This is a genomic window from Ruegeria sp. ANG10 (assembly GCF_040705255.1).
In the GTDB taxonomy this organism is placed as follows: Bacteria; Pseudomonadota; Alphaproteobacteria; order Rhodobacterales; family Rhodobacteraceae; genus Ruegeria.
In genome coordinates this window covers 1-14,526 of sequence record NZ_JBFCVU010000011.1, presented here as the reverse complement: position 1 = coordinate 14,526, position 14,526 = coordinate 1, and the positions used below count along the sequence as shown (strand labels likewise).

Here is a 14,526-nt window from a genome sequence, read left to right as displayed (position 1 = left end):
AGGCACAACATGCGAATTCTGGGCATTGATCCGGGGCTAAGGACCCTGGGATGGGGCGTCATCGAATCACATGGCAGCCGCCTGAGCCATGTAGCCAACGGTTTGTGTAAGTCAGACGGGGATGATCTGGGTGAGCGGTTGTTGTCGCTGCACAATCAGATCGTCGAGGTCATCGCCGAGCATCAACCTGATCAGGCCGCAATCGAACAGACCTTCGTCAACAAGGATGGGGCTGGAACGTTGAAACTGGGTCAGGCCCGCGGCGTGGCGCTGCTGACACTGGCGCAGGCCGGTTTACCGGTGGGGGAATATGCGCCCAACCGGGTCAAGAAAACGGTTGTGGGTGTCGGTCATGCCGAAAAAGAGCAGGTACTTCACATGGTCAAACTACAGCTGCCGGGGTGTCAGCCCAAAGGGGCGGATGCGGCTGATGCGCTGGCGATTGCCATCTGTCATTCGTATTACGGCACAGCGCCACAGGCGCGCATGAAAGAGGTGCGGGCATGATTGGAAAACTGACAGGGCGGCTGGACTATCGCGCGGCGGATCACGTGCTGATCGACGTGCGCGGCGTGGGTTACCTCGTCTATTGCTCGGACCGGACAATGGCGGCGCTGCCCGGTGTGGGTGAGGCGGTCTCGATCTACACCGACATGGTGGTGCGCGAAGACCTGATGCAGCTATATGGCTTCCTATCGCTGGTGGAAAAGGAATGGCACCGCCTGCTGTGCTCGGTGCAGGGCGTTGGGGCCAAGGTTTCGCTGGCTATCCTTTCGGCGCTGGGGCCCGACGGGGTCAGCCGCGCAATTGCTCTGGGCGATTGGGGCGCGGTTAAGGCGGCCAAGGGTGTCGGACCAAAGACCGCGCAGCGCATTGTGCTGGACCTCAAGGACAAGGCGCCGGGTGTGATGGCGATGGGTGGAACCGTGACCGAGGCAATGGACGGTCCAGAGTTAGAGGTTGTCGAACTGGCGGAACTGGCATCTGCGCCAAAGCGGGCGGTGAAGCAGGCCTCGGGCGCGGCAGCAGCCTCGGCAGGGGCGTTGTCGGCGCTGTCAAATCTGGGGTATGGGCCGTCTGACGCGGCATCCGCGGTGGCCGAGGCTGCAGCCAACCTGCCGGACGCAGGCGAGGCTGATCTGATCCGTGCAGCGCTGAAACTGCTTGCTCCGAAGGGGTGATTGAATGGTAGATGCTGATCCCACCCTGCGGCCCGAGCCAATGCCCGAGGATAATGACCGCGCGCTGCGTCCGCAGGGCCTGGACGAATTCATCGGTCAGGCCGAGGCGCGCGCCAATCTACGTATTTTCATCCAATCAGCCCGTCAGCGGGGCGAGGCGATGGATCATACACTGTTTCATGGTCCTCCGGGGTTGGGCAAAACCACGCTGGCGCAGATTATGGCGCGTGAGTTGGGTGTGAACTTTCGAATGACCTCGGGGCCGGTGCTGGCCAAGGCGGGGGATCTGGCGGCGATCCTGACCAATCTTGAATCGCGCGATGTGTTGTTTATCGACGAAATTCACCGTCTGAACCCTGCGGTCGAAGAAGTGCTGTATCCGGCAATGGAGGATTTCGAGCTGGATCTGGTGATCGGCGAAGGCCCAGCTGCGCGAACCGTTCGGATTGAATTGCAGCCCTTTACGCTGGTCGGGGCGACCACGCGGATGGGTCTGCTGACCACGCCACTGCGCGACCGCTTCGGGATACCGACTCGGCTGCAGTTCTATACGGTCGATGAGTTACATGAGATTGTCACCCGTAATGCCCGGAAACTGGGGGCACCTGCGGATGATGACGGCGCGCGAGAGATTGCGCGCCGTTCGCGCGGAACACCGCGGATTGCTGGGCGGCTGCTGCGGCGGGTCGTCGATTTCGCCATTGTCGAAGGCGACGGCCGGATCACGCGCGAACTGGCGGACGGGGCCTTAACGCGGCTGGGTGTGGATCATCTGGGGCTGGATGGCGCAGATCGGCGCTATCTGAAGCTGATTGCCGAGAATTACGCAGGTGGTCCAGTGGGGATTGAGACTCTGTCGGCTGCGCTGTCGGAAAGCCGCGACTCGCTGGAAGAGGTGATCGAGCCCTTCTTGTTGCAACAGGGTCTGATCCAACGCACCCCGCGCGGCCGGATGTTGGCGCGAAAGGCGTGGACGCATCTGGGCATGACCGCGCCGAAGGGACAGAGCGATCTGTTTGGTTGAAGTGCGAGCCTTTAGATTTTATGCCACCAGCGGCCGTATTTGATTCAGAAAAGGGGCAGGGCGTGACACCCGATCAGATCGAGGCGCTGTTTACGCGCGAAAGTGGTGAGTTTCTGTTTGCCCGTTGGGGGCGCCCCCTCGTGCCGATTGTCTTTGGTGTTGAGGATGAAACATTAGCCACCGTCAAAGGCGCGATAGAGGCCGTGGTGGCATTGGCCGGGCACAAGATGGCCGAAACGGATCCGGAACTGGGTGCCAATTGCATGGTGTTCTTTTTCCGCGACTGGCACGAGTTGTTGGAGGTTCCCGATCTGGATCGGCTGATTCCCGATCTGGCACCGCTGGTGGATCGTCTGATGGCTGCGGATGCCAACCAGTACCGGATTTTCCGCTTTGAGGAAGACGGAGCGATCCGCGCGGCCTTTGTTTTTCTGAGGATGGACAAGGAAATGTCCAAGGTTCCGGCGGAAACTCTGGCGCTTAGCCAGGTGGTGCAGACCATCTTGCTGTGGTCGGACACCGCATTTCGGACCCAATCCCCATTGGCTGTGGCCGGGGAAACAACCGTTCTGCGACCCGAAATCGCCGAAGTGATCCGCGCGGCCTATGATCCGATCCTGCCCGGGGCCGCGCAGGATGCATCACACGCGCTGAGGCTGTTTGCGCGGTTGCAAGCACCGCAATAAAGCTTAGGCAGGTGGTTTGCTCTGGTGCTGAAACGCATCGACCAGTTCGCCGCCGGTGTCAAAGTATGCCTCAGGCCCGACCAGATCGGTGACACCGTAGCGGTCCAGTTCTTTGCGGACATCCGGTTCGACCAGAAGAAAAACAAGTCGAATGTTTTTGGACTGCAGCAAGCCGTGGATATTGCGCAATGAGTAACCTGCGGTGAAATCCACATCGTCGATGGCAGAAGCTTCGATGCAGAACCATCGCAGCTTGGGGTCGGCCCTTTTGACGATTTCGGCGACCTCGTCCGACAGCCGTTGCGTGTTGGCGTAGTAGAGGCTGTGGGAAAAGCGATAGATCACCAGGCCGGGTTTGAACTGGTTTGACGTGGTGACGGGGCTTATATGCCAGCCGCCACAGGGGCTTTGAGCGATGATTGCGTTTTTGGGGCGGTATCCCCGGCGCGTGTGGTCGATCAGCGACAGAACCATGGCAAAGATGATCCCTTGTTCAACCCCGATCAGAACCACAACACCTGCTGTGGCCACCGCGATCCAGAATTCTGACCGTGCCTGCCGATAGATGGCAGCAAGGCCCTTCAAGTCGATCAGCTTTAGACCGATCAGGAAAACCACAGCAGACAGCGCGGCATTTGGCAGGAACGCAAGCGGGCCGGTCAGAAACAGGATCACCACCAGAACAATCGCAACCGTCGTCAGCTGTGCAATCTGACTGCGGCCTCCGGCGCTGGCCACCATCTCGGTTTTGGTGGGGCTGCCGTTGACGACGAAGGTGCCGGTAAAGGCCGCGCCGAGATTGGCCAAACCCAACCCGACAAGGTCGGTGTTTTCGCTGAACTTGTCCTCGTACCGTGCCGCATAAGCGCGCGAGGTTGCGGCGCTTTGGGCCAGGATCACCACAAAGATCGACAGGGCAGTGGGGGTCAGTTGCTTGAACAGAGACCAGCTCCAATCCACATCCGGGATCGAAAGGGCGGGCAGGCCGCCGGGAACCGCGCCCAGCACGGTGATGCCCTCCGCGCTGAACTGGAAAACCCAACTGCACAGGATGATGCCTAAGATTGCGATCAGCGGGCCGGGTATTTTGGGCGATAACCTTTTGCACCCAATGACGACGACCAGAACGGACAAAGATACCGCAATCGTTGGCCAGCTTGTCTGGTCATAGTGCCGTATCAAGCCCTGAAGTTTGGCCAGCGTTCCGTGGCCCGACGCCTCGATCCCCAGCATTCCGGGTACCTCTCCCGTGGCCACCTGAATTCCTACACCTGTCAGAAAGCCGACCAATACTGTGCGAGACAAGAAATCTGCCAGAAATCCAAGGCCGATCAGGCGCGCGGCAATCAACAGCACTGCTGCCATCAGCGCCAGCAGTGAAGCCAGCGCCAGGTATTCGGACGATCCAGAAACCGCCACGCCCGCCAGAGCCGAGGCGGTTATGGCCGCCGTGGCGGAATCCGCCCCCACAACAAGATGCCGCGATGATCCGAACAATGCGAACAGCGTCATCGGTATCAGGATCGTGTACAGCCCCGTCACCACAGGGGTGCCTGCGATTTTGGTGTAGCCCATCACCTCGGGGATCGCGAGACAGGCGAAGGTCAGCCCGGCAAGAACCTCAGCCGGCAGGGACGACCGCTTGATCGGCACGATTCCCTGCAGGATGGGCAGTGGGAATTTGCCCTCTTCTCGGTGGGGGGTGGCCATGGGATCCCCTTTAAATTCAAACCTCTATTTGGTCAGCCTAGCCAGCAATGGGATGAATTTCGATACCAAGTGTTGGGTGATCTGATTTTTGTAACCTTATGGGGATTGCGCGCCGGCCTGTATCTGTGTGAGGCATGTCCTGCCCCGTTCCAATGATTTCAACAGGATGGATTGCCAGTATGACCACCCCGCAAAAGCACATCTATTCGGTTCGGGTCTATTATGAAGATACCGACATGGGCGGCGTGGTCTATCACGCGAATTACCTGAAATACATCGAGCGCGCCCGGTCGGACTATGTGCGCCGGTTGGGCAATGACCAAAATGCGATGCGCGATGATGGGATCGTTTGGGTCATCCGGCGGATTGAGGCGGATTACCTGGCCCCGGCCAAGTTCGACGATAAGTTGACCATTGAAACTCATTTCATTTCACATTCGGGCGTGCGGCTGACAATGGGGCAGTTGGTAAAACGTGGCGAGACCGAGATTTTTCGCGCCACTGTCACCGCCGTTTGCATGAATGCGCAGGGCAAACCGGTGCGGCTTCCGGCAGAGATTCGCGCATTAGTGTAACAAATTGCGGCGTTGGGGTGGTTCTGTTGGCTTTTCAGGACCATCTGGGTTAGCGTTTGGCAAAACAAGGCCAAACGAACGGCCGACAGGCAAAACAAAGAGCAGGTTCATGGAAGCTGAAACGCTGGCGCTGGCGCAGGAGATCGATTTCTCCATGTGGGGGCTGTATGCCCGCGCGACCTTTATCGTCAAACTGGTGATGCTGATGCTGATCGGCGCATCTATCTGGTCCTGGGGCATCATCATTCAAAAGCTGATCAACTACCGCGCGGCGCGACGTGAGGCCCAGGTGTTTGATGAAAGTTTCTGGTCAGGGAACCCTTTGGATGAGCTGTTCGAGCAGATCGGAACGCAGCCTGATGGCAGTTCGGAAAAGATTTTTGCCGCCGGTATGATCGAATGGCGGCGGTCTCATCGCACTGATGGCGGGCTGATCGCAGGGGCCACGGCGCGGATCGACCGATCCATGGACGTTGCAATAGCGAAAGAATCTGAGACGCTGCAAAAGGGCCTGCCAATTCTGGCGACCGTCGGCTCGACCGCGCCGTTTATCGGTCTGTTTGGCACCGTTTGGGGCATCATGAACGCCTTCATCGAGATTGCCGAGCAACAGAACACAAACTTGGCCGTTGTGGCGCCGGGTATTGCCGAGGCGTTGCTGGCCACGGGTCTGGGCCTGCTGGCTGCGATCCCGGCGGTGATTTTCTACAACAAGCTCAGCGCAGATAGTGACCGGATCGTTGGCGGGTACGAAGCCTTTGCCGATGAGTTCGCCACCATCCTATCGCGGCAATTGGACAGCTAACGATGGGCGCGGCGGTTCAGCAAAACGGTGGTGGGAACGGACGCAGGCGCGGGCGGCGTCGCGGTCGGGCGCAGCCGATGGCCGAAATTAACGTGACGCCATTTGTGGACGTCATGCTGGTGTTGCTGATCATCTTCATGGTCGCGGCCCCGCTGCTGACCGTGGGTGTGCCGGTGGACTTGCCGAAAACGGCGGCAAGTGCATTGCCTGGCGATAACGAAGAACCCCTGACCGTGACGCTGACAGCGGATGGGCGAGTGCAGATTCAGACGACGGATGTGGTGCGGGAAGAGTTGATTGGTAAACTGCGTGCCATTGCGGCAGAACGCAGCAGTGATCGCGTGTTCCTGCGCGCCGACGGGGCGATTCCTTACGCGCAGGTGATGCAGGTAATGGGTGCGTTGAATGCGGGTGGGTTTTCCAATGTGGGTCTTGTGACCGATAGCGGCGGGCCGGCCCTGGACGAAGGTGGAGAGTGAGGCCGCGCGGTGGATACCGGCACCAAGATCTCGGCTATTGCCCACGTCTCTTTGATCGGATGGGCCTTGCTCGGCGGTACGTTCCGGTCCGAACCCCTGCCCATGGCGGTGCAGGAGGTCTCGGTGGTCTCGGTTGATCAGTTCGATGCTTTGACCGCACAGCGCACCGCGCCCGAGGTGTCGACACCCGTTGCCCTGCAACCGCCCGAAGTGCCACCCGAAGACGCGACACCGCCCGCGCCGGTTGAGGAAGAACAGACTCCGCCCGAGGTTGTGACCCCACCTGAACCCGAGCCCGATCCTGTGCCCGAACCGGTCGAAGCCCCGCCAGAACCCGTAGTGGTCGACGAAGCGCCGACACTGGATCAGCCCGAACCTGTGACCGAGGTGTTGCCCGCACCTCCGGGCCCCGAGGCGCAACCGCGCCCCGCCGACAGGGTTGCACCGGAACCTATCGCGCCTCCGCCACCCGAGGCAGAGCCGGATGAAGTGGAAACGCCCGCCGTGTCGCTGGATGAAGGTGCCGAGACGCAGCAGGAACAACAAGATCAGACCGCCCCGGAAGAGGCCACGGATGAGATCGTGACCGAAGCCGAGGAAACCAAAGAGAACGCTCCGCGTACTTCTCCGCGCCCAAGGGTCCGACCCAACCGGCCTACGCCCCCAGCACAGACAGAAGTGGCCGAGGAGCAGGAACCGACCCCGCCAACGCAAGTAAACGAAAGCGCGGTTGAAGATGCTTTGGCCGAGGCTTTGCAAGAGAGCAGTGAGCCTTCTGGTCCGCCACTGACAAGCGGTGAGAAAGATGCAATGCGTCTGGCCGTGTCGCAGTGTTGGAATGTGGGCTCGTTGTCCACAGACGCTTTGCAAACGGTCGTGGTCGTGGGATTCTCTCTGACACCGGATGGCAAGGTTGTTGGCGGCTCCCCGCGCATGATCGACAGCTCTGGCGGTACGGCAGCCTCTGCAAAACAAGCATATGAGGCTGCCCGCCGGGCAATTTTGCGCTGCGGAGCCAAAGGATACACCCTGCCTGCTGACAAATACGCGCAGTGGAAAGATATTGAGATTACATTCAATCCCGAGAGGATGCGGATCAAATGATGAGATTTCTGACCAGCCTATTGCTTGGCCTGACGATTTTGACAGCGCCGGTATACGCACAGAGCGGACCGCTGCGTCTGGAACTGGATCAGGGGATCATCGAACCCTTGCCCTTTGCGGTGCCGAACTTCGTGCCTGACGGGCCAGCAGCGGCGCAATATGCCAACGACATCTCTCGGGTCGTTGCCGCCGACCTGACCGGTACCGGGCTGTTCCGCGAAATCTCATCGGACGCGTTCATCAGCCGGGTCAGCAGTTTTGATGCGCCGGTTCAGTTTGCCGACTGGAAAGCCATCAACGCCGATGCGCTGGTGACGGGTGCCGTAAATGTCTCGGGCAACCGCCTGACTGTGCGGTTCCGGGTGTGGGATGTGTTTTCGGGTCAGGAACTGGGCAACGGTCTGCAATTTGCGGGCACCACCGAAGGATGGCGGCGTATGGCGCATAAGGTGGCCGATCAGGTTTACAGCCGCATTACCGGCGAGGGCGGATATTTCGACAGTCGTGTGGCTTTTGTTTCGGAAAGCGGGCCCAAGGATCAGCGCCTGAAACGTCTGGCGATCATGGATTATGACGGTGCCAACGTGCAGTACCTGACCGACAGTGCTGCCATCGTTCTGGCCCCGCGCTTTTCGCCGTCGGGCGATCGGTTGCTCTATACCAGTTATGAAACCGGTCAGCCACGCATCTATGTTTTGGACGTCGACCGAGTGAAAAGAACCGAATTGCAGACGCAGGAAGGCACGATGAGCTTTTCGCCACGCTTCTCGCCTGATGGCCGCTCGATTGTTTATTCGTTGATCCAAGGCGGCAATACCGACCTCTGGAAGATGGATCTGGCTTCGGGCCGAAGTGTTCGTCTGACGAATACGACGGCCATTGAAACCGCGCCCAGCTATTCCCCGGATGGGTCTCAGATCGTGTTTGAAAGCGACCGCTCGGGCACACCGCAGCTATACATCATGCCGGCCAACGGGGGTGAGGCGACACGGATCAGTTTTGGTCAGGGCCGATACGGTACGCCAGTCTGGTCCCCGCGCGGCGATCTGATTGCGTTTACCAAGCAGAACAAGGGCCGTTTTCACATCGGTGTCATGCGTACGGACGGCAGTGAGGAACGCCTGCTGACCTCATCCTTCCTTGATGAGGGGCCGACCTGGTCCCCCAATGGCCGCGTTATCATGTTCACCCGTGAAACGCAGGGGGCCAGCGGGCGAGCAACGCTGTACTCGGTGGATATTTCGGGGCGGAACCTGCGCCCGGTGCGCACTCCGGATGGCGGCAGCGATCCGTCCTGGGGACCCTTGCAGAATTGATCGGGGCAGGCGGTTGGAAAAGTTCACAAAAATCCTGCACTGTGATACAGAGACGGCAATAAACCGATAAAACAACGAGGCACTTGAAATGAACGTATTGGGCAAAGTTTTGGCTATAGGCGCGCTGAGTGTAATCGCCGCCTGCACCAACAACGATCCATCTGCACTGGGTGGCGGTATTGGAAATGGCGCAAATGGTGCCATTGCGCCGGGCTCGCCCAGCGATCCGCGCTCACCCGCCTATTTCCAGCAAACTGTTGGCGACCGGGTCTTGTTTGCAGTGGATCAATCCACGCTGACGCCGCTGGCGCAGACGGTCTTACAGGGGCAGGCTGATTGGCTTCTGGCCAACCCGGATTTTGTGGCCACCATCGAAGGTCACGCAGACGAACAGGGCACGCGCGAGTATAACCTTGGTCTGGGCGCGAAACGGGCGAATGCGGCCCGTGACTATCTGATCTCGCGCGGGGTGGCGGGCAATCGCCTGACAACAGTCAGCTACGGCAAGGAACGTCCGATTGAGATTTGCAGCACCGAGGAATGCTATTCCAAGAACCGCCGTGCGGTTACGGTGCTGACCGGTTCAACCTTGGGGTAAAACGATGAGACTTGCAGGATGGGTTCTTGCCGCAGTTATTGCGACCGCCGGTGTGGCACAAGCGCAGGATCAGCAGACGCTGGCGGATATTCGTCAGGAATTGACGGTGCTGCACGTGGAAATTCAACGCCTAAAGCGTGAGTTTTCGACGACCGGCTCTCCGGCGCCGAACCTGTCTGGAAGTTCTATTCTGGAACGCGTCGACGCGATCGAGGCCGAGTTGCAACGCCTCACGAGCCAGACCGAGCAGCTGAATCAGCGGGTTCAGAACGTTGTGACCGATGGCACCAACCGGATCGGCGACCTGGAGTTCCGTCTGGTCGAACTGGAAGGCGGAGATCTGAGCACCCTAGGAGAAACCTCGACCCTAGGCGGTGATACAGGCGCGGCGAGCGGGCCTGTGGCGACCGAAGAGCCCGCAACTCCTTCGGTCATCGAGCAAGGGGAACTGGCAATTGGCGAACAATCCGACTTCGAAGCTGCTGCACTCGCACTGTCCGAAGGGGATTTTCAGGCCGCAGCCGACCAGTTCGCGCAGTTCGATACGTCGTACCCTGGCAGCCCGCTTGCTCCCGAAGCACATTTGAAACGCGGGCAGGCGCTGGACGGATTGGGCGACACGCGTGAGGCCGCACGGGCGTTCCTGGCCAGCTTTACCGGCGATTCCGAGGGTGCGTTTGCCCCCGAGGCCCTGTTTGAACTGGGTGCCGCGTTGGGGCGTCTGGGACAAACCGAACAGGCCTGTATCACCCTGACAGAGGTTGGTGTGCGCTTCCCGGCCTCGGCCACAGTATCCGCCGCCACTCAGGAAATGGCGTCGCTGGGCTGTTCTTGACGAACCAGGCCGAAACACTCCGATCTGAACTCCGCGCGCGGTTGCCTAACCGGCTGCCGCCACGTTTGGGTGTCGCCGTATCTGGTGGCGGGGATTCGGTGGCGCTGCTGCATCTGCTGCTTGAAATCGCGCGGTCCGAGCAGGTCGATCTGTTTGCGGCCACCGTGGATCATGGATTGCGCCCCGAATCAGCATCCGAGGCCATTTGCGTGGCCGAACAGGCCGCTGGATTGAATATCCCGCACGAAACGCTGCGGTGGCAGGGTTGGGATGGTGCAGGCAACCTGCAGGATCAGGCCCGTCAGGCGCGGTATCGATTGTTGACAGACTGGGCGAACCGGAATGACATCCCGGCGATTGCTTTGGGACATACAGCCGATGATCAGGCCGAGACCGTTCTGATGCGGTTGGGCCGGGCGGCCGGTGTGACAGGATTGTCGGGGATGCCTTGGGTGCGGGACCAAAACGGCGTGTCGCTGCTGCGCCCGATGCTGGGAATCACCCGGCAAACCCTGCGCGGCTACCTGTCACGGATCGGCGCAAGTTGGATCGAGGACCCGTCGAATCAGGACTTCAAATTCGACCGGATCAAAGCGCGTGAAGCCCTGACAGGGCTGGAACCGCTGGGGATTTCTGCACAATCGCTGTCGCGCGTGGCCGAAAATCTTGCACAAGCGCGTGAAGCATTGGCGCGTTATACGTTGGAATCCGCACGTCGGGTTACTGCGGAGGATGGCGGGGACATTTGCGTGGACCGCAACGGCTTTGAACTGCTTCCGGTAGAGATCCAACGGCGGTTGATCGTTGGAATCACCACGTGGATTGCAGGGCCGGGCTATCCGCCGCGCGGGTCCGCAGTGGATCAGGCTGTGGCAGCCGTTCGGGATGCAAAGACCCTGACTCTGGCGGGCTGTTTGTTGATCCCACACGGCGATAAAATGTGGTTTTGCAGAGAGCTAAACGCCGTGGCGATAGAAATCACCACCCCGGAAAAGCTATGGGATGACCGCTGGGTTCTGTCCGGCCCGCGGGTCGTGGGCGCCGAGGTGCGTGCGCTGGGTGAGGCTGGTTTGCCGCAGGTGCCGGAATGGCGCGCATTGGGCAAACCACGCATGGCGCTTTTGGCCTCACCTGCCGTGTGGAGCGGTGAAAATCTGCTTGCTGCACCCCTGGTTGATTATTCCAACGGTTGGACAGCCGAAATGGCCCCACAAAGGCCCGAGTTTTACTCTTCGCTTTTATCGCATTGAACATGCTTGAATCATCTCTATTTTATAGGGCAAACCGGCAGACCCCCACCTGCCGAAATCTTTTGGGAGATATTCCTTGGGCAACGCTCGTAACATCGCCTTCTGGGTCGTTCTGTTTCTGCTGATCCTTGCACTGTTCAATTTCTTCAGTGGTCAGGGCGGAACGCTTCAGAGCAATGAAAGAACCTATTCCGATTTTGTCAGCGCAGTTGAAAGTGGCGAAGTCAAAAATGTGACGTTGGACGGTGAACAGATTCGCTATTCCACGCAAAGCGGCGCGACCTATGTCACCATCAAACCCGCCGATGCCGAAGTCACCAAGCTGCTGATCGACGAAAGCATTCCCGTTCAGGCCGTGAAACAGCAGCAATCCGGGTTTCAGTCCTTCCTGATCACGCTGCTGCCCTTCCTGCTGCTGATCGGTGTCTGGATTTATTTCATGAATCGGATGCAGGGTGGCGGCAAAGGCGGCGCGATGGGCTTTGGCAAGTCCAAGGCCAAGATGCTGACCGAAAAGCATGGTCGCGTGACCTTTGATGATGTCGCAGGCATTGACGAAGCTAAGGAAGAGCTGGAAGAGATCGTGGAATTCCTGCGCAACCCGCAGAAATTCAGCCGTCTTGGCGGCAAGATCCCGAAAGGCGCGCTGTTGGTTGGCCCTCCTGGTACCGGTAAAACGCTGTTGGCCCGTGCCATTGCGGGTGAGGCGGGTGTGCCGTTCTTTACTATCTCGGGCTCTGACTTTGTTGAGATGTTCGTTGGTGTCGGTGCCAGCCGTGTCCGTGACATGTTCGAGCAGGCTAAGAAAAACGCACCCTGTATCGTCTTTATCGACGAGATCGACGCTGTGGGTCGCCATCGTGGTGCCGGTTACGGTGGTGGTAATGACGAACGCGAACAGACGCTCAACCAGTTGCTGGTCGAGATGGACGGGTTCGAGGCCAACGAAGGCGTGATCATTCTGGCGGCAACGAACCGTAAGGACGTTCTGGACCCTGCGCTGCTGCGTCCGGGCCGCTTCGACCGCAACGTGACTGTTGGTAACCCCGACATCAAAGGGCGTGAGAAGATTTTGGGCGTACATGCGCGCAAGACGCCTCTGGGCCCCGATGTGGACCTGCGCATCATCGCGCGCGGTACACCAGGCTTCTCGGGTGCGGATTTGGCGAACCTCGTGAACGAGGCCGCGCTGATGGCCGCGCGCGTGGGTCGTCGCTTTGTCACGATGGAAGACTTTGAGAACGCCAAGGACAAGGTGATGATGGGGGCCGAGCGTCGCTCAATGGTGCTGACCCAGGATCAGAAGGAAAAGACCGCCTATCATGAGGCCGGTCACGCCGTTGTCGGGCTGACCCTGCCACTGTGTGATCCGGTCTATAAGGCGACGATCATCCCGCGCGGTGGTGCGCTGGGCATGGTTGTTTCGCTGCCGGAAATGGATCGACTGAACTATCACCGTGACGAATGTGAGCAGAAGCTGGCCATGACCATGGCGGGTAAGGCCGCCGAGGTGATCAAATACGGCGAAGACCATGTTTCTAACGGACCTGCCGGTGACATCATGCAGGCCAGCCAACTGGCGCGCGCCATGGTGATGCGCTGGGGTATGTCGGACAAGGTCGGCAATATCGACTATGCCGAAGCGCACGATGGATATTCCGGCAATACCGCCGGGTTCTCGGTGTCGGCTCATACCAAAGAGCTGATTGAGGAAGAGGTGAAGCGTCTGATCCAGCAGGGTTATGAACGCGCCCACCAGATTCTGACCGAACAGAACGAGGAATGGGAGCGTCTGGCACAGGGCCTTCTGGAATATGAGACGCTGACCGGGGACGAGATCAAGCGCGTCATGAACGGTGAATCGCCCAGTGAGGGTGATGATGATGGCGACAATCCAGACGAGGGTAGCGCGCCCAGCGTGACTGCGATTCCCAAGACCAAAGTAAAGAAGTCTCCGCCCGATGGCGGGATGGAGCCGGAACCTTCAGCTTAAAGACATTAGACCCGGGCATTGTCCCGGGTCTTTTTTGCTTCACTTCACAGTTGGGATACGTACGGTGCGAAGAACCGTTGTCAGGAATTTGGAGCGAGACCCCACATGCCGGTGATGCGAAAAACCGAGTATTCGGCGCAGGTTGTCTGGTTGGGGCATGTACCGTCAGGTGGCTCGCTGCGCGCCCGTCCGGTCGATCGGTTGGATCTTGATTTCGCCGGGGAAACAGGCGCCCGTCACGCAGGGGTCAATCGAGCCTCATGTATACGTATGAAGAACCTGTACCCCGAAGATACTGAAATTCGAAATGTGCGTCAGTTGACGATTCTGTCGTCCGAAGAACTGGACGAGATCGCAAGTGAAATGGGGCTGGAAACGCTCGACCCAACCTATTTGGGGGCGTCGATCGTGCTAAAGGGAATACCGGATTTTACCCATATTCCGCCCTCATCGCGGCTGCAGGCCCTCGATGGGCTTACGATGACCGTTGATATGGAGAACCGCCCTTGCATCTATCCAGGGAAAGAAATCGAATCTGACATTCCAGGCTATGGCAAGACGTTCAAACCCGCTGCCAGGGGCCGTCGTGGCGTCACGGCCTGGATTGAACGTCCGGGAACGTTGAAGCTGAACGACTCCGTCTCGCTTTTTGTGCCGGATCAGCGCGCGTGGGAACCCTTATAAGCCTCGGAATGTTGCGCTAACAGCGCCAGAACTGGGTCAACGCCGTTTCACGCCATGATTATGTCGGAATTCATATCCATTGCGATTGTACACGACGGTATGGATTGATCAGCACCGACGTATTGCGTCGGCATGCACGGCATTCAATCAGGGACCCTGCCCAATGAGCTACAAATCCGACATCGAAATCGCCCGTGAGGCGAACAAGAAGCCGATTCAGGAAATCGGTGCGAAAATTGGCATCTCCAGTGACGATCTGCTGCCTTACGGCCACGACAAGGCGAAG

Annotated in this window: 16 protein-coding genes; 15 read left to right on the top strand and 1 reads right to left on the bottom strand. The window is 59.1% G+C overall.

Features of this window, described 5'->3' with window-relative positions; genetic code table 11:
• The first annotated feature begins 9 nt into the window (after positions 1-9).
• The 4 genes from ruvC (at position 10) to AB1A64_RS18890 (ending at position 2,891) form a co-directional block, all read left to right on the top strand.
• Positions 10-507: a crossover junction endodeoxyribonuclease RuvC gene (gene ruvC, locus AB1A64_RS18905; RefSeq protein WP_170572909.1), complete on the top strand. Its 498-nt coding sequence runs from the start codon at positions 10-12 to the stop codon at positions 505-507.
• Entirely contained in the window at positions 504-1,181 is a 678-nt protein-coding gene (gene ruvA / locus AB1A64_RS18900) for a Holliday junction branch migration protein RuvA (RefSeq protein WP_366553174.1), read from the top strand. The genes ruvC and ruvA overlap by 4 nt, the downstream gene beginning before the upstream one ends.
• Before the next feature lie 4 nt (positions 1,182-1,185).
• Positions 1,186-2,205, top strand: a complete 1,020-nt coding sequence (gene ruvB, locus AB1A64_RS18895) for a Holliday junction branch migration DNA helicase RuvB (RefSeq protein ID WP_366553172.1) — start codon at positions 1,186-1,188, stop codon at positions 2,203-2,205.
• A gap of 62 nt (positions 2,206-2,267) precedes the next feature.
• Positions 2,268-2,891, top strand: a complete 624-nt coding sequence (locus AB1A64_RS18890; protein WP_366553170.1) for a hypothetical protein — start codon at positions 2,268-2,270, stop codon at positions 2,889-2,891.
• Between the two features lie 3 nt (positions 2,892-2,894).
• Here the strand turns inward: AB1A64_RS18890 and AB1A64_RS18885 are convergent, their stop codons facing one another.
• Positions 2,895-4,601, bottom strand: coding sequence for a SulP family inorganic anion transporter (locus tag AB1A64_RS18885; protein WP_366553168.1), 1,707 nt, complete (start codon positions 4,599-4,601; stop codon positions 2,895-2,897).
• 179 nt (positions 4,602-4,780) lie between these two features.
• Here AB1A64_RS18885 and ybgC point away from each other — a divergent pair, with 179 nt between their 5' ends.
• From ybgC to AB1A64_RS18830, 11 genes are all read left to right on the top strand, one after another.
• A complete protein-coding gene (gene ybgC / locus AB1A64_RS18880; RefSeq protein ID WP_366553166.1) occupies positions 4,781-5,176 on the top strand; it encodes a tol-pal system-associated acyl-CoA thioesterase in 396 nt (131 codons plus the stop codon).
• 109 nt (positions 5,177-5,285) lie between these two features.
• Entirely contained in the window at positions 5,286-5,981 is a 696-nt protein-coding gene (gene tolQ, locus AB1A64_RS18875) for a protein TolQ (protein ID WP_170379060.1), read from the top strand.
• Positions 5,982-5,983: 2 nt separating this feature from the next.
• Positions 5,984-6,460 carry a protein TolR gene (gene tolR, locus AB1A64_RS18870; RefSeq protein WP_170351708.1) on the top strand — a complete coding sequence of 159 codons (477 nt, stop codon included), beginning with the start codon at positions 5,984-5,986 and terminating at the stop codon, positions 6,458-6,460.
• Between the two features lie 9 nt (positions 6,461-6,469).
• Positions 6,470-7,564 (top strand): energy transducer TonB, encoded by a 1,095-nt coding sequence (locus AB1A64_RS18865; RefSeq protein WP_366553164.1) that lies wholly within the window; start codon positions 6,470-6,472, stop codon positions 7,562-7,564.
• Positions 7,561-8,880: a Tol-Pal system beta propeller repeat protein TolB gene (gene tolB / locus AB1A64_RS18860; protein ID WP_366553162.1), complete on the top strand. Its 1,320-nt coding sequence runs from the start codon at positions 7,561-7,563 to the stop codon at positions 8,878-8,880. The genes AB1A64_RS18865 and tolB overlap by 4 nt, the downstream gene beginning before the upstream one ends.
• An 88-nt stretch (positions 8,881-8,968) precedes the next feature.
• A complete protein-coding gene (pal, locus tag AB1A64_RS18855; RefSeq protein WP_366553160.1) occupies positions 8,969-9,478 on the top strand; it encodes a peptidoglycan-associated lipoprotein Pal in 510 nt (169 codons plus the stop codon).
• Between the two features lie 4 nt (positions 9,479-9,482).
• Positions 9,483-10,313 (top strand): tol-pal system protein YbgF, encoded by an 831-nt coding sequence (ybgF, locus tag AB1A64_RS18850; RefSeq protein ID WP_366553158.1) that lies wholly within the window; start codon positions 9,483-9,485, stop codon positions 10,311-10,313.
• On the top strand, positions 10,310-11,563 hold the full coding sequence (gene tilS, locus AB1A64_RS18845) for a tRNA lysidine(34) synthetase TilS (RefSeq protein WP_366553156.1): 1,254 nt from the start codon (positions 10,310-10,312) through the stop codon (positions 11,561-11,563). Before ybgF ends, tilS begins: the two co-directional genes overlap by 4 nt.
• A 76-nt stretch (positions 11,564-11,639) precedes the next feature.
• The gene (gene ftsH, locus AB1A64_RS18840; RefSeq protein ID WP_170351703.1) at positions 11,640-13,556 is read left to right on the top strand and encodes an ATP-dependent zinc metalloprotease FtsH; all 1,917 of its coding nucleotides are present in this window, start codon (positions 11,640-11,642) and stop codon (positions 13,554-13,556) included.
• A 105-nt stretch (positions 13,557-13,661) separates the two neighbouring features.
• Entirely contained in the window at positions 13,662-14,240 is a 579-nt protein-coding gene (locus tag AB1A64_RS18835) for a sulfurase (RefSeq protein WP_366553154.1), read from the top strand.
• Between the two features lie 163 nt (positions 14,241-14,403).
• The coding region (locus tag AB1A64_RS18830; protein WP_366553403.1) for a formate--tetrahydrofolate ligase at positions 14,404-14,526 on the top strand (123 nt) is incomplete at its 3' end.